A 15,257-nucleotide genomic window follows, 5' to 3' on the forward strand; every position below is an offset into this window, starting at 1 on the left:
TGGAGGGTGCTAGCCGCGTGGAAGACGCACGACGCTGTGGGCCTGACGCGTATGTAGTACGGCAGTGTAGTGGCGCGGCGGGGGCCGTCTCACGCAGTCCTGAGAAAGGATCACTCGGACGAGAAAGCCGGCCCCGCCTCACCGAGGCTTACGCCTCTTCGTCGTTCACCCAGCTCATGAGCTTGCGCAGCTCCTTGCCGGTGGTCTCCAGGAGGTGCTCGGAGTCCTGGGTCTTGTACTCGTTGTACTTCTTCAGGCCGCCGTGGTACTCGTCCATCCAGGCCTGGGCGAAGGTGCCGTCCTGGATCTCGGCGAGGACCTTCTTCATCTCGGCCTTGGTGGCGTCGGTGATGATCCGCGGGCCGGTGACGTAGTCGCCCCACTCGGCGGTCTCGGAGATCGACCAGCGCATCTTCTCCAGGCCGCCCTCGTACATGAGGTCGACGATCAGCTTCAGCTCGTGCAGGCACTCGAAGTAGGCGATCTCCGGCTGGTAGCCCGCCTCGGTCAGGGTCTCGAAGCCGGCCTTGACCAGAGCCGCGGTGCCACCGCACAGGACGGCCTGCTCACCGAACAGGTCGGTCTCGGTCTCCTCGGTGAAGGTCGTCTTGATGACGCCGGCGCGAGTGCCGCCGATGCCCTTCGCGTACGACAGGGCCAGCGCGAAGGCGTCGCCGGTGGCGTCCTGCTCGACGGCCGCGATGCAGGGAACGCCGCGGCCCTCCTCGTACTGGCGACGGACCAGGTGACCCGGGCCCTTCGGGGCGACCATGCAGACGTCGACGCCGGCCGGGGGCTTGATGAAGCCGAAGCGGATGTTCAGGCCGTGGCCGAAGAACAGCGCGTCGCCGTCCTTCAGGTTGTCCTTGATGTGCTCCTCGTAGACCTGGGCCTGGATCGGGTCCGGGACGAGGATCATGATGACGTCGGCCTCGGCGGCCGCCTCCGACGGGCTCACCACGCGCAGGCCCTGCTCCTCGGCCTTCGCCTTGGACTTGGAGCCCTCGTGCAGGCCGACACGCACGTCGACACCCGAGTCACGGAGCGACAGCGCGTGGGCGTGGCCCTGGCTGCCGTAACCGATGACCGCGACCTTGCGGCCCTGGATGATGGACAGGTCGGCGTCGGCGTCGTAGAACAGCTCGGCCACTTTGGGTTCTCTCCTTGGTGTGCAGGTGTTGCGTCCCACCGTATGACGGAGGGCGGAAGGGAAGTTTCGGGGTCTCGGTATACGGGCGGCCGACGAAACCGACCGCCCGTCTCCGACGTCTTACGCCGACCGGTCCAGGGCGCGCAGCGACCGGTCCGTGATCGAACGGGCTCCGCGTCCGATCGCAATGGTGCCGGACTGCACTAGTTCCTTGATGCCGTACGGCTCGAGCATCTTCAGCATGGCTTCCAGCTTGTCGCTGGAGCCGGTGGCCTCGATGGTGACGGCCTCCGGGGAGACGTCCACGGTCTTGGCGCGGAACAGCTGGACGATCTCCACGATCTGGGAGCGTGTCTCGTTGTCGGCGCGCACCTTCACCAGAACGAGTTCACGCTGGACGGCCGAGCCGGGCTCCAGCTCGACGATCTTGAGCACGTTGACGAGCTTGTTGAGCTGCTTCGTCACCTGCTCCAGCGGCAGCTCGTCGACGACGCTCACCACGATGGTGATGCGGGAGATGTCGGGGTGCTCGGTGACACCGACGGCGAGCGAGTCGATGTTGAAGCCGCGACGGGAGAACAGGGCGGCGATCCGGGCCAGGATGCCCGGGGTGTTCTCCACCAGGACGGAGAGCGTGTGCTTGGACATGTCTCTTGGGTCTTCCTCGCTCAGTCGTCTTCGTTGTCGCCGAAGTCGGGGCGGACGTCCCGGGCGGCCATGATCTCGTCGTTGGAGGTGCCGGCGGCGACCATCGGCCACACCATCGCGTCCTCGTGGACGATGAAGTCCACGACGACCGGGCGGTCGTTGATCGAGTTCGCCTCTTCGATGACCTTGTCGAGGTCGTCCGGCGACTCGCAGCGGATCGCGTAGCAGCCCATGGCCTCCGACAGCTTCACGAAGTCGGGGACCCGGGTGCCCGCGCTGGGCTGCTTGCCGTCCGCCCCGGGGCCGCTGTGCAGCACGGTGTTGGAGTAGCGCTGGTTGTAGAAGAGGGTCTGCCACTGGCGGACCATCCCGAGGGCGCCGTTGTTGATGATGGCGACCTTGATCGGGATGTTGTTCAGGGCGCAGGTGGTGAGCTCCTGATTGGTCATCTGGAAGCAGCCGTCGCCGTCGATCGCCCAGACGGTCCGTCCGGGCGCGCCGGCCTTGGCGCCCATCGCGGCCGGGACCGCGTAGCCCATCGTTCCGGCGCCGCCGGAGTTCAGCCAGGACGCCGGGTTCTCGTACTGGACGTAGTGGGCGGCCCACATCTGGTGCTGCCCGACGCCCGCGGCGAAGATCGTGCCGTCCGGGGCGAGCTGGCCGATGCGCTCGATGACCTGCTGCGGGGAGAGGGATCCGTCGGCCGGCTGGTCGTAGCCCAGGGGATAGTTCTCACGCCACCGGTTGAGGTCCTTCCACCAGGCGCTGTAGTCGCCCCGGTGGCCCTCGCTGTGCTCCTTCTGCACGGCCTGGACCAGGTCCGCGATGACCTCGCGGGCGTCACCGACGATCGGCACGTCCGCGGCGCGGTTCTTGCCGATCTCGGCCGGGTCGATGTCGGCGTGGACGATCCTGGCGTGCGGGGCGAAGCTGTCCAGCTTGCCGGTGACGCGGTCGTCGAAGCGGGCTCCGAGGGCGACGATCAGGTCGGCCTTCTGCAGCGCGGTGACGGCGGTGACCGCACCGTGCATGCCCGGCATTCCCACGTGCAGCTCGTGACTGTCGGGGAATGCGCCGAGCGCCATCAGGGTGGTGGTGACGGGCGCTCCGGTGAGTTCGGCGAGGACCTTCAGCTCGGCGGTGGCCTTGGCCTTCAGGACGCCGCCGCCGACGTACAGGACGGGCCGCTGCGCGGCGGTGATCAGCTTGGCGGCCTCGCGGATCTGCTTGGCGTGCGGCTTGGTCACCGGGCGGTAGCCGGGCAGGTCCATGACCGGGGGCCAGGAGAAGGTCGTCTGCGCCTGGAGGGCGTCCTTGGCGATGTCGACCAGGACCGGGCCGGGCCGGCCGGTGGAGGCGATGTGGAACGCCTGCGCGATCACCCGGGGGATGTCCTCGGCCTTGGTGACCAGGAAGTTGTGCTTGGTGATCGGCATCGTGATGCCGACGATGTCCGCCTCCTGGAAGGCGTCCGTGCCGATCGCCTTGGAGGCCACCTGCCCGGTGATCGCCACGAGCGGCACCGAGTCCATGTGGGCGTCCGCGATCGGCGTCACCAGGTTGGTCGCGCCGGGGCCGGAGGTCGCCATGCAGACGCCGACCTTGCCGGTGGCCTGCGCGTAACCGGTGGCCGCGTGGCCCGCGCCCTGCTCGTGGCGGACCAGGACGTGACGCACCCGGGTGGAGTCCATCAGGGGGTCGTACGCGGGAAGGATGGCACCGCCGGGAATGCCGAATACCGTGTCGGCCCCGACCTCCTCGAGAGAGCGGATGAGGGACTGCGCACCCGTGACGTGCTCGGGTGCGGACTGCTGTCCTCCGGAACGGGGCCGCGGCTGCGGGTGATGGGCCCCGTTGGCCTGCTCGGTCATCGGCATTCTCTTCTCGATGCTGAGGGTTTTTGCGAAGTTTGTGCGGTTTTCATCTGCTGCACGGAAGGTGCCTGTGCAACAAAAAACCCCTCGTGCCATAAGGCAAGCGAGGGGAGCGCGCCGGGTGGGGTCGCTGGGAGTTCCGGGTCCGTCCGGACGTCACCAGCGTCAGCCGACGCGCTTTCCAAGTACGAGAATTCGGGTGCGCATGGCACTGACCCTCCCCCCGGCACGCACCCACTGTCAAGTAGGTGGGACAGGAGTCTCATTATGTGAGCGGAGGACCGTGCCGCTGCCGAGCACCGCGGTCACGCCCTGGGTGTACACCGCCGCGCCGCCGCCCGCGAACGCGGGCTCGGCCGGGCCGTGCGGCACCGGACAGTGGCCCGAACTCAGCGCCCGGCGCAGCCGGTGCTCGTCCAGTGGACCCGAGAACGCGTTGCCCTGCCCATGGGTGCAGCCCATCGCCCGCAGCGCCACGACCTGCTCCGGCAGGTCCACGCCGTCCGCCACGGACTGCAACCCGAGATCCCCGGCGATCCGCAGCAGCCCACTGGTGATCTTGTGCAGCCGCGCGGACTCGGCGACCCCCTCGACCAGACCGCGGTCGAGCCTGAGGACGTCGACGGGGAGTCGCCGCAGGGCGGTGATGGCCGCGTATCCGCTTCCGAAACCGTCCAGGGCGATACGGACCCCGAGCCTGCGCAACGCACTCAGCCGGCGCTCCAGCTCGTCCAGGGAGACCCGGGGGTCGATGTCGGACAGCTCGATCACCAGGGAACCGGACGGCAGCGCGTGCCGGGTCAGCAGGGCCTCGGTCGAGCCGAGCGGCATCGAGCGGTCCAGCAGCCGGCGCGCGCTCATCCGTACCGCCACCGGCACGGACAGCCCGGCGGCCGCTCGCTCGGCCGCCTGCTCGACGGCCTCCTCCAGCATCCAGCGCCCCAGTTCGGCGGTCTTGTCGCTGTCCTCGGCCACCCGCAGGAACTCGGCGGGCGTGAACAGCACGCCTTGGGAGGAGCGCCAGCGCGCCTGGGCGGAGACCGAGGTGATCCGGCCGTCCTGAAGGCACACCACCGGCTGGTGCAGCAGCGTGAACTCGCCGTCGTGCAGCGCTGCCCGCAGCCGCGTGGCCAGCTCCGCCTTCCGTACGACGTCCTGCTGCATCTGCGGGGCGTACAGCTCGACTCGGCCCTTGCCGCCCGCCTTGGCGCGGTACATCGCGAGGTCCGCGTTACGCAGCAGTTCGCCCGCGCCCAGGCCCGGTTCGGCGAAGGCCACGCCGATGGAGGCGTTGACCCGGACATCGTTGCCGTCGATGAAGAACGGCTGCGCGAGCTTGGTGCGGAGGCGGTCGGCGAGCTCCAGGATGTGACGTTCGCGGGCGGAGCGGTCGCGGGTTCCGTCACCGACGATCAGGGCCGCGAACTCGTCGCCGCCGAGCCGGGACGCGGTGTCCCCGTGCCGGACGGCGTCCTGGAGCCTGCGGGCGGCCTGGACCAGCAGCTCGTCGCCGGCCTGGTGCCCGATCGTGTCGTTGACGCCCTTGAAGCCGTCCAGGTCGATGAAGAGGACGGCCGTGCCGCGCAGCGCGGCCCCCCGGTCCGAGGAACGGCGGCCGGACACGGCCTGCTGGACACGCCGGGTGAACAGGGCACGGTTGGGCAGGTCGGTCAGCGGGTCGTGCTCGGCGTTGTGCTGGAGCTGCGCCTGCAGTCGGACCCGCTCGGTCACGTCCCGGCTGTTGAAGATGAGGCCGCCCTGGTGACGGTTGACCGTGGACTCGACGTTGAGCCAGCCCCCCTCACCGGACCGGAAGCGGCATTCGATGCGGGTGGTGGGTTCCTCCAGAGGGCTGGCGGCGAGGAAGCGGCGCACCTCGTGCACCACGCAGCCCAGGTCCTCGGGGTGGATGAGTCCGGCCAGTTCCGTGCCGACGAGCTCCTCGGCCGGGCGCCCGTACACCCCGGCGGCGGCCGGGGAGACATAGCGCAGGATGCCGTTGGGCGCGGCGATCATGATGACGTCGCTGGAGCCCTGCACCAGGGAGCGGAAGTGGTTCTCCTGCTGCGCCAGCTCCTGGGTCAGGGTGATGTTGTCGAGCAGCATGATGCCCTGGCGGACCACGAGGGCGAGCACCACCGTGCCGCCGGTGAGCAGCACCACGCGGTCGACGCTGCGGCCGTTGAGGACGTTGTAGAGGATCCCCAGGGTGCAGACGGCGGCGGCGAGGTAGGGCGTGAGGGCGGCCAGGGAGCCGGCGATGGGCCGGGCGGTCGGGTACCGGCCGTGGTCACCTCCCTGTGCGGCCGGGTGGTGGTGCGGGCCGGGACGCTGTCCGGGCAGGTGTTCGCGCACCACTCGGGTGCCCCCAACCGGGGGCACCCGGTCGGCGTCGGCTCCGGAGCCCGAAGCGGCCCAGGGTGCGTAGGCGAGGAGCAGCGAGCCGGCGAACCAGCCCGCGTCGAGCAGCTGGCCGGAGCGGTAGGCGTGATGCAGCAGGGGCGAGGTGAACAGCGCGTCGCACATCACGGTCAGGGCGAGCGCCCCGATCGCGGTGTTGACCGCCGTACGGTTCACCGCCGAGCGCCTGAAGTGCAGGGCGAGCACCATGCTGACCAGGGCGATGTCCAGCAGCGGATAGGCCAGCGAGAGCGCGGCGTGCGACACGCTCGATCCCTCGGACCTGGCCGCCTGCGCGAGGGCGAGACTCCAGGACAGCGTGAGCAGGGAGCCGCCGATCAGCCAGGCGTCCAGGCCGAGGCAGACCCAACCGGCCTTGGTGGCCGGCCGCTTGGCGAGGACCAGCAGGCCCACGATGGCGGGCGGCGCGAAGCACAGGAAGAACAGGTCGGCGTAGCTGGGGCTGGGCACCTCGACACCGAGGACGACCTCGTACCACCCCCAGACCAGGTTGCCCAGGGACGCCATCGTCGAGGAGAGGGCGAACAGCAGCCACGCGCATCGAAAGCGGACCCGGTGGCTGCGGGCGTAGAGGAAGCAGGAGACGGCCCCGGCTCCCGCGGCGGCGCTCAGCCCGAAGTCCCCCATGATCAGGGCGACCTCGCGGGAGCCCCAGCCGAGCGCGGAACCGAGGGCGTAACCCGCGCACACCAGGGCCAGGAGGAGTTGGCGGGCCGTGCTCGATCCGCTGCGGCAAGCCGGTGGGCGGGTCGGTGACGCCCCGGGCGCGCGCCGGACCTGCGGCGCCGAGTCGAGGGTGGTCGTGGACGACAGGGGCGAACTCACCAGGCCCTCCCGGTCCGCGCCGCCCTGGGGTCCCTCGGGTCCAGGTGCGCTGGGTGCGCGTGCCTGTCGCGGCCGCTGTGCCCGCGGTGGTGGCTGCGATGGCCGTCGCTGTGCTGGTGATGGCCGTGACGGCGGTGGCTGTGGGGTCCGGCGTGGCCGTCGTGACAGCTGCCGTGATGGCCGCGCGCGGCCGTGTTCCAGGGTCGTCGCCGGCGGCCTCGCCGCGTCGGATCGTTCGTCCATAGGCCGTGCATCGCCCGTCGCCCCCCTCACAGTCTGCAATCCATCCCCGGCGCCGAACGGTGCACGGCGCAGCCCCTGTCGGGACGATACACCAGTCTCGTCACTCAGGGACATAGTTCCTCTACGCTCCGTGACGACCAGCGGAGATGCGGGTACCCACCGCGTCCGGAAGGTTGCGCAGGGTGCCGGAACCGGACTGTGCGCCTGTCGCGCCCCTCGCGCGGATCGCACGCGTGGGGCTCGAGCCGTGGGCGTCAGGCGCCGGTCGCGCCCGTCGTGAGGATCACGTTGCGCAGCGGCTCCCGGTTCACGAATCGGTTCAACTGGTCCACGAGGAGCCGCTTGGCGCGGGGCAGGAACGCGGACGTGGGCCCCCCGACGTGGGGGCTGATGAGCACGCCGGGCGCGTGCCACAGGGGGTGGCCCGGGGGCAGCGGCTCGGGGTCGGTGACGTCGAGGGCGGCGGTGAGGCGGCCGCTGTCCAGCTCGGCGAGCAGCGCCTTGGTGTCGACGACGGGGCCGCGGGCCACGTTGACCAGCAGCGCGCCGTCCTTCATGCGGGCCAGGAAGTCGGCGTCCACCAGGTGGCGGGTGGTCTCGCTGAGCGGCGTGGAAAGGATCACGACGTCCGCCTCCGGCAGCAGGGAGGGAAGGTCGGTGAGTGGGTGCACGGGTCCGCGCGCCGTGGTGCGCTGGGAGCGCGCGACGCGCGCCACCCGCGCTACCTCGAACGGAACGAGCCGGTCCTCGATCGCCGATCCGATCGAGCCGTATCCCACGATGAGGACGTTGCGGTCCGCCAGCGCGGGCCGGAACCCGCCGCGCCACTCCCCCCGGTCCTGGGCGCGGACGAAGCCCGGTACGCCGCGCAGCGAGGCGAGGGTGAGCGTGAGCGCGAGTTCGGCCGTGCTCGCCTCGTGCACCCCGCGGGCATTGCACAACCGCACGCCGGGGCGCAGGTGTTTGAGGCCCGGCTCGATGACGTCGGTACCGGCCGACAAGGTCTGCACGACCTGCACCGAACTCAGGCGCGGGACGGGCCGCAGGACGACCTCGGCGGGCTTCATGTAGGGGACCACGTAGTAGACGCAGTCGGCGGGGTCGGCGGGAAAGTCCTCCTCGCCGTTCCAGAAGCGGTAGTTCACGCTCCCGGGCAGTCCTTCGATCTCGTCCGGCGGGACGGGGAGCCACACATCAGCAGCAGTCATGGTCAGGAGGCTATGTCAGGGACGCGGCAGCGCAGAGGTTAGGTTGGGGGGCCAGGAGAGGGAGGGTCACGAGCAGGTGGAGCGCAGGACGATCGGCGCGGCGGCGCTCACGGTGGGAGCCGTCGGACTCGGGTGCATGCCGATGAGCTGGGCGTACAGCGGGTCACGGCAGCGCGGCGAGGAGTCGATCAGGGCCGTGCACCGGGCGCTGGACCTGGGCTCGACGCTCCTGGACACGGCCGACATGTACGGCCCGTTCACCAACGAGCTGCTGATCGGCCGGGCGCTGAAGGAACGGCGCCAGGACGCCTTCGTGTCGACCAAGGTCGGTCTGCTGGTGGGCGAGCAGCACATCGTGGCCAACGGCCGCCCCGGCTATGTGAGACGTGCCTGCGACGCCTCCCTGCGCCGACTGCAGACCGACGTCATCGACCTCTACCAGCTGCACCGAGCGGACCCCGAGGTTCCGGTCGAGGAGACCTGGGGTGCGATGGCCGACCTCGTCCGGGCCGGAAAGGTGCGGTCGTTGGGTCTGTGCGCGATGGGTGCCCGGGACGGGCGCCGGTCCGGGGGCGATCTGCACGACGCGACGCTCCGGCAGCTGCGGAGAGTGCAGCAGGTCTTCCCGGTGAGCGCGGTGCAGGCCGAGCTGTCTGTGTGGTCGCCGGAGGCGACGCGGTCGCTGCTGCCGTGGTGCGAGGCCCGCGGCATCGGTTTCCTGGCCGCGATGCCGCTCGGCAACGGCTTCCTGACCGGCACGCTCACTCCCGGCGAGGGCTTCGAACGGGACGATGTACGGGCCCGCCATCCCCGTTTCACCGCCGAGATGATGGCCGCGAACCAGCCGATCGTGGCCGGCCTGCGCCGGGTGGCCCGCCGCCACGGCGCGGACGTCACCCCGGCCCAGGTGGCTCTGGCCTGGGTCCTCGCCCAGGCCAGGCATGTGGTCCCGGTGCCCGGCGCCAAGCAGGAGCGCTGGGTGACGGACAACGCACGGGCGGCGACCCTGCGGCTGACGGCACAGGACCTGGCGGAGGTGGCGGCACTGCCGCGGGCGCAGGGATCCTGGGACTAGGGCCTGGCAGGCGTCGCGACGGGCGGACATCACGGCGCTGGGGAACCCACGAGGCGCGAGCGGTGTTTGACAAGGAGAAGCTGCCGCGAGACCGCCCGTCGAAGGGACCACATCGTGCAACATCGAGCTGTGTCGGCCGTGTTGGCCGCAGCCGCTCTCCTGCTGACGGCCGGATGCTCGTCCGACGACGGAGGCGGCGGCGGACCGTCGGCCGGCGCCGGCAGCGCCCCTGCGAGCGGTACGGCCCCGGGGGCGTCGTCCTCCCGGGAATCCGCGGAGACAGCGCCCCCGGCCAAGGGGTCGGTGAAAGTGGTACGCACCGTCACGGAAGGCCTCGACACCCCCTGGGGCCTGGCCCCGCTCCCTGACGGCGACCTGCTCGTCTCGTCCCGCGACCAGGGCACGATCACCCGGGTCGACGGGCAGTCGGGCAAGAAGACCGGGCTGGGTGAGGTGCCGGGGGTCTCCCCGGCGGGCGAGGGCGGCCTGCTGGGCATCGCGATCTCCCCGGACTACGCCGCGGACCACATGATCTACGCCTACTTCACCTCGGCCTCGGACAACCGCGTCGTCCGCATGCTGTACGACGAGAAGAAGCCGTCCGGCGAGCAACTGGGCGCGCCGGACACGATCTTCAAGGGCATCCCCAAGGGCGTGATCCACAACGGCGGCCGGATCGCCTTCGGCCCGGACCGGATGCTGTACGCGGGCACGGGCGAGAGCGGGGACACCGGTCTGTCCCAGGACACCAAGTCCCTGGGCGGCAAGATCCTCAGGCTGACACCGGAGGGCGAACCGGCGCCGGGCAACCCCTTCCCGGACTCCCCCGTGTACTCGTACGGTCACCGCAATGTGCAGGGTCTGGCCTGGGATTCCAAGCAGCGCCTGTTCGCCTCCGAGTTCGGCCAGGACACCTGGGACGAACTGAACGCGATCAAGCCCGGCGGGAACTACGGCTGGCCGGACGCGGAGGGCAGGTCGGACAACTCCGAGTTCCAGAACCCGGTGTCCCAGTGGCACACGGACGACGCCTCCCCCAGCGGCATCGCCTACGCCAAGGGTTCCGTCTGGATGGCGGGCCTGAAGGGCCAGCGTCTGTGGCGCGTTCCCCTCAAGGGCACGGCGGCCTCGGCCGACCCGCAGGCCTTCCTCCAGGGCGAGTACGGCCGGCTGCGCACGGTGGTCGCGGCGGGCGGCGACAAGCTGTGGCTGGTGACCAGCAACACGGACGGCCGCGGAACCCCGAAGGACGGGGACGACCGGATCCTGGAGATACAGGTCAGCTGAGGGCACCGGCCCCGGCCCCGGCGCTCACTCCTGCGAGGAGGACTCCTCGTCCGGTTTCGGCGGCCGTACGACGACCTTCCCGGAGGTGAGGTCTATCGGCCCGCGCCCGGGATCGCCGTCCCCGACGTCCTCCCGGGTGAGTTCCAGCCGGTTCTGCTCGTCGTGGGTGTGCTTGCGGCCCGGTGCGAACAGTTCCTCGAACATGTTGAACACGGCGCCTCCTGCCCGTCTCTTGCAGCGTACGCCTCAGCCGGAGGTCGGCACCTGCGAGATGTCGGCCGCGAACAGTCCCAGTCGGTGTGCCACCGCCGCCGCCTCGCCCCGGCCCGCGACGCCGAGCTTTCCCAGGATGTTCGAGACGTGGACGCTGGCCGTCTTCGGGGAGATGAACAGCACCTCGGCTATCTGGCGGTTGGTGCGGCCGGCCGAGACCAGGCGCAGGACGTCGCGTTCCCGGCCGGTGAGGCCGAGGGCGCGGGCCGGGTCGTCCGGGGTGCCGGTGTCGGCCCCGCCGTCGGTGGCGGTCCGGCCGCCGTTCAGGGGCCGGGGGCCGGTGAGGCCGAGGCGGGCGCGCTGGGCCAGGCGGGCGGTGGATTCGGCGAGGGGACGCGCGCCGAGGTGTTCGGCGGTGGCGTGGGTCAGGCGCAGCAGTTCCGTGGCGCGGTCGCGGTCGTCGGCGCTGTCCCCCGACAGCAGCAGGGCCTCGGCCAGGCGGTGCCGGACGCGGGCGAGGTCGTAGGGGCGCTCCAGGGCTTCGAAGGCGGTGACGACCTCCGCCCAGATGTCCGCGCGGGCGGCGCCCTCGGCTCGTAGCAGCTCGGCGCGGACCCAGTGTTCGTAGGCCTGCCATACCGGGACATGGGTGGTCAAGGTCTTGGCCGTCGCGCGGATGCGTTCGAGGATCTCGGGGCGGCCGGGGGCGACGGTGGGCAGGTCGCGCGCGTCGGCTTCCGCGGCGGCCGAGGCGAGCAGCATCCGCCAGACGTAGCGCTGGGTGCCGGGCGGGAAGCCGGCGTCCAGGGCGCGCGCGAGTTCGGCGCGGGCGTCGAGGAGGCGGCCCTCGGCCGCGGCGATGCCGATCGCGATGCGCACCAGGGGCAGTTCGTGCTGGGGAGCGCGGTCGTGGTTCCCGAAGTGGCCGCGGGCGGCGGTCAGATTTCTCGCGGCGGCGGCCAGGTCCCCTCGGTTGAGGGCGAGTTCGGCGCGGAGGGTGGCGTGGAAGCCGCGGGGCTTGGCGCTCTGGCCGACGTGTTCGGCCTTGGTGCCCGCTTCGGCGGCCTGGTCCCAGCGGCCCAGGGAGTAGAGGGTCTCGGCGAGGTTGCCCCAGATCCAGGCCTCGGCGTCCAGCAGACCGAACCTCTGGACGTGGGCGAGTCCCTCCTCCATGACCGGCACGGCCTCCTTGGAGCGGCCGACGGATTCGAGGGCGTCGGGCAGGTTCACATAGGCGCGGCCGGCGATGGCGGAGATGCCGTACTCGACCGTCCGGTCCTTGACCTCGGACATCTCGGCGAGGCCCGCCGCCACGTCACCGGCCTCGACCATGAGGCCGCCGAGCGTGAGGCGGGCGTTCATCTCGGTGTCACGGACGCCGAGCATCCGCGCGTACTCCACGGCGCGTTCGGCGGCCGTGAAGGCGTCGGGGCCGGGGGCGTGCACCATGGACCAGTTGGCCACGCTGGCGAGGACCTCGGCGTGCACCTGTGAAGGGGGCAGGCCGCGTACGAGGTCCTGGGCGGTGGCCAGTTCGGCCCAGCCGTCGCCGCGGGACTGCGCCTGGACGAGGCGGGAGCGCTGGGTCCAGAACCAGGCGGCGCGCAGCGGGTCGCCCTCGTCGCCCAGCAGACGCAGCGCCCGCTTGATGATCTTCAGGGCGCGTTCGCGTTCCCCGCACAGCCGTCCGGCGACGGCGGCCTCGGCCATCAGGTCGAGGTAGCGCAGCGGCGTGGTCGCGGGGTCGCAGCCGCACGGCGGATAGACCTCGGTGTAGTCGACGGGGCGCAGGCGTGCGCGGACGTCCTCGGGGGAGGTGTCCCACAGTTCCATCGCGCGTTCCAGCAGCCCCAGTTGTTCGGAGTAGGCGTGCCGGCGGCGGGCGGTGACGGAGGCGTCCAGGACCGCGGGCAGGGCCTTGGCCGCGTCGTGGGCGTGGTACCAGTAGCTGGCCAGGCGCATCACCCGTTCGCCGGCGGGGACGAGCGTGGGGTCGGCCTCCAGGGCCTCGGCGTAGCGGCGGTTGAGGCGGGAGCGTTCGCCGGGCAGCAGGTCGTCGCTGACGGCCTCGCGGACCAGCGAGTGGCGGAAGCGGTAGCCGTCTCCGCTGGGCGCGGCGAGCAGGATGTTGGCGCCCACGGCGGCCCGCAGGGCCTCGATGAGGTCGTCCTCGGTGAGCCGGGCCACGGCGGCGAGCAGCCGGTATTCGACGGTGGAGCCGCCCTCGGCGACGATCCGGGCGACCCGCTGGGCGCTCTCGGGCAGTCCCTCGACGCGCACCAGGAGCAGGTCGCGCAGGGAGTCGGTGAGGCCGGTGCGGCTTCCCTCGTGGGCGGCGACGGCGAGTTCCTCGACGAAGAAGGCGTTGCCGTCGGAGCGTTCGAAGATGTCGTCGACCTGGGCCGGGTCGGGTTCGGAGGCGAAGATGCCGGCGATCTGGCGTCCGACCTCGGTGCGGTTGAAGCGGCCGAGTTCGATGCGACGTACGGTGCGCAGCCGGTCGAGTTCGGCGAGCAGGGGGCGCAGTGGGTGGCGGCGGTGGATGTCGTCGGCGCGGTAGGTGGCGAGGACGACGAGGCGGCCGGTGCGCAGGGTGCGGAAGAGATAGGCGAGGAGGTGGCGGGTGGAGGCGTCGGCCCAGTGCAGGTCCTCCAGGGCGACGACGACCGTGCGGTCGGCGGCGACGCGTTCCAGCAGCCGGGCGGTGAGTTCGAAGAGGCGGGCCATGCCCTCCTCGTCGTGCCGTCCGGGGCCCGTCTCGCCGAGTTCGGGCAGCAGCCGGGCCAGTTCCTCCTCCTGGCCGGCGGCCGCGGCGGCGAGTTCGTCGGGCAGTTCCCGGCGCAGGGCCCGCAGCGCGGTGGAGAAGGGGGCGAACGGCAGCCCGTCGGCGCCGATCTCGACGCAGCCACCGAGGGCGACGACGGCACCCCGGCGGCAGGCGGCGGTGGCGAACTCCTCGACGAGGCGGGTCTTGCCGACCCCGGCCTCGCCGCCGAGCAGTAACGCCTGCGGCTCGCCCGCTGCGGCACGGACGAGCGCGTCGTTCAGCGTGTCCAGTTCATCGGTGCGGCCGACGAACACGGGACTGACGGACCTGGTCTCCACGGTGCCGAGCATCGCACGTGCGTCTGACACCGCGGCACCTGTTTTCGACAGGTCCGGCAGTGCGGCACCCGCTGCGGCCGGATACGTCGGCGCGGCACCTGCTGCCGCCGGGTCCCTCGGCGCCGCACGTGCTGCCGCCAGGTCCGTCGGCGGCACTTCGAGGGCCCCCAAGCGCACGGGGACGGGCGGCGGCGTACGTCCACCCGTCCCCGCCCGGGCACTCACGCGGTGCGGGCGAACCGGTGTCGACGTGGGTGGCCGGTATGCGGATCGGTCTCGGCGGCGCGTCGGGCCGTTTCGCGGCGGGCGGCGCGGTCGCCGAGGACGGCCCGGCGGGCCAGGCGCTCCTGATCGGCGCGGTGGATCAGTTCGGCGGAACGGAGTTGCTGGAGCTCGTACTCGTACATGGTGTGTCCCTCGGGGAGGTCGGTTTCGGCTTCGCTCGGTGCGATGCCTCAACCTTCGTCTCCCAGGGGGGTGCGCCACATCGGGAGAGTTCCGCATCTTCGGCGAGGGACGAGGCCTTAGATGTGCGGGAGGGGCCTCAGGGAGCTCCGTAAGGTACTCACGGATTCCCTAAGGCCCCTCAGGAGCTGCGGTGACTCAGCCGGCGGACGGCAGTCCGAGCAGGATGTCGGTGTACTTGAGGACGGCCAGCAGCAGGCCGATGACGCCGAGGGCGACACCGCCCCAGGAGACCGACTTGATCCACGTGGCCTGCGGCCTGCCGGGGGCGCCGAACGCGGGACGGGCCAGCACCACGACACCGACGACCAGCGCGAGCAGCGCGAAGACGCCGCCCCACAGCGCGGCGGCGTGCCAGGCGTCGCCGTACACCTTGATCTGAGCGGCGACGCTCGCGGTCTGCGACATGTGCAGCTGACCGTCGAGCGTCGCGCGGGCGGAGGCGACCGTGGAGATCCATCCACCCGTCAGCGACACGACCCCGAGCGCGGCGGAGACGACGGCGCCCGCGCCCTGGCCGATTCCGGTGGGACCCTCGCTCGCGGCCCCGGCCTCGGTGACGCCCTCGGCGACGTCCGCGTCCGTGTCGTCGGCCGTGGTGTCGTCGGCGGCTTCGGCGCCGGTCGCGGTCTCGGTCACCGCGTCGGTCTTGGTGACGTGCACCTTCTCCTCGTCGGTCGTGGTCTCGGCACCCGTCTTGGCGCCGGTCTCGTCAGCTGTCTTGGTTCCCATGGTGCGCACCG

11 protein-coding genes are annotated in these 15,257 nt (G+C 71.4%); 2 read left to right on the forward strand and 9 right to left on the reverse strand.

Features of this window, described 5'->3' with window-relative positions; all coding sequences use genetic code 11:
• Positions 1-148: 148 nt before the first annotated feature.
• The 5 genes from ilvC to ACFYRY_RS19640 all read right to left on the reverse strand — a co-directional run bounded on the left by ilvC (position 149) and on the right by ACFYRY_RS19640 (position 8,369).
• Complete coding sequence (ilvC, locus tag ACFYRY_RS19620) at positions 149-1,150, reverse strand: ketol-acid reductoisomerase (protein ID WP_389146798.1); 1,002 nt, start codon at positions 1,148-1,150, stop codon at positions 149-151.
• A gap of 120 nt (positions 1,151-1,270) precedes the next feature.
• Positions 1,271-1,798: an acetolactate synthase small subunit gene (gene ilvN / locus ACFYRY_RS19625; RefSeq protein WP_030667415.1), complete on the reverse strand. Its 528-nt coding sequence runs from the start codon at positions 1,796-1,798 to the stop codon at positions 1,271-1,273.
• A gap of 20 nt (positions 1,799-1,818) precedes the next feature.
• The gene (locus tag ACFYRY_RS19630; RefSeq protein WP_389146802.1) at positions 1,819-3,669 is read right to left on the reverse strand and encodes an acetolactate synthase large subunit; all 1,851 of its coding nucleotides are present in this window, start codon (positions 3,667-3,669) and stop codon (positions 1,819-1,821) included.
• 243 nt (positions 3,670-3,912) lie between these two features.
• The gene (locus ACFYRY_RS19635; protein WP_389146805.1) at positions 3,913-6,918 is read right to left on the reverse strand and encodes a putative bifunctional diguanylate cyclase/phosphodiesterase; all 3,006 of its coding nucleotides are present in this window, start codon (positions 6,916-6,918) and stop codon (positions 3,913-3,915) included.
• 497 nt (positions 6,919-7,415) lie between these two features.
• A complete protein-coding gene (locus ACFYRY_RS19640; protein ID WP_389146808.1) occupies positions 7,416-8,369 on the reverse strand; it encodes a 2-hydroxyacid dehydrogenase in 954 nt (317 codons plus the stop codon).
• Between the two features lie 76 nt (positions 8,370-8,445).
• Here ACFYRY_RS19640 and ACFYRY_RS19645 point away from each other — a divergent pair, with 76 nt between their 5' ends.
• Together ACFYRY_RS19645 and ACFYRY_RS19650 are read left to right on the forward strand one after the other, a co-directional pair.
• Complete coding sequence (locus ACFYRY_RS19645) at positions 8,446-9,444, forward strand: aldo/keto reductase (RefSeq protein ID WP_389146811.1); 999 nt, start codon at positions 8,446-8,448, stop codon at positions 9,442-9,444.
• Positions 9,445-9,573: 129 nt separating this feature from the next.
• Entirely contained in the window at positions 9,574-10,731 is a 1,158-nt protein-coding gene (locus tag ACFYRY_RS19650; protein ID WP_389146813.1) for a PQQ-dependent sugar dehydrogenase, read from the forward strand.
• A gap of 24 nt (positions 10,732-10,755) precedes the next feature.
• Here ACFYRY_RS19650 and ACFYRY_RS19655 read toward each other — a convergent pair whose 3' ends face one another.
• The 4 genes from ACFYRY_RS19655 to ACFYRY_RS19670 form a co-directional block, all read right to left on the reverse strand.
• Positions 10,756-10,944 (reverse strand): DUF6191 domain-containing protein, encoded by a 189-nt coding sequence (locus ACFYRY_RS19655; RefSeq protein ID WP_389146816.1) that lies wholly within the window; start codon positions 10,942-10,944, stop codon positions 10,756-10,758.
• A 33-nt stretch (positions 10,945-10,977) separates the two neighbouring features.
• Positions 10,978-14,061, reverse strand: a complete 3,084-nt coding sequence (locus tag ACFYRY_RS19660; protein ID WP_389148346.1) for an AAA family ATPase — start codon at positions 14,059-14,061, stop codon at positions 10,978-10,980.
• Positions 14,062-14,270: 209 nt separating this feature from the next.
• Positions 14,271-14,456, reverse strand: coding sequence for a hypothetical protein (locus tag ACFYRY_RS19665; protein ID WP_389146819.1), 186 nt, complete (start codon positions 14,454-14,456; stop codon positions 14,271-14,273).
• Positions 14,457-14,652: 196 nt separating this feature from the next.
• Positions 14,653-15,246 (reverse strand): hypothetical protein, encoded by a 594-nt coding sequence (locus ACFYRY_RS19670; protein ID WP_389146821.1) that lies wholly within the window; start codon positions 15,244-15,246, stop codon positions 14,653-14,655.
• Positions 15,247-15,257: the final 11 nt, after the last annotated feature.

Origin of the sequence: Streptomyces sp. NPDC005263 (assembly GCF_042872365.1) — a bacterium.
Classification (GTDB): Bacteria; Actinomycetota; Actinomycetes; order Streptomycetales; family Streptomycetaceae; genus Streptomyces.

Coding starts and splice junctions, on each gene's coding strand:
- ACFYRY_RS19670 (WP_389146821.1), bottom strand. CDS start 15,246: ATGGGAACCAAGACAGCTGACGAGACCGGCGCCAAGACGGGTGCCGAG.
- ilvN (WP_030667415.1), bottom strand. CDS start 1,798: ATGTCCAAGCACACGCTCTCCGTCCTGGTGGAGAACACCCCGGGCATC.
- ACFYRY_RS19660 (WP_389148346.1), bottom strand. CDS start 14,061: ATGCTCGGCACCGTGGAGACCAGGTCCGTCAGTCCCGTGTTCGTCGGC.
- ACFYRY_RS19630 (WP_389146802.1), bottom strand. CDS start 3,669: ATGACCGAGCAGGCCAACGGGGCCCATCACCCGCAGCCGCGGCCCCGT.
- ACFYRY_RS19640 (WP_389146808.1), bottom strand. CDS start 8,369: ATGACTGCTGCTGATGTGTGGCTCCCCGTCCCGCCGGACGAGATCGAA.
- ACFYRY_RS19665 (WP_389146819.1), bottom strand. CDS start 14,456: ATGTACGAGTACGAGCTCCAGCAACTCCGTTCCGCCGAACTGATCCAC.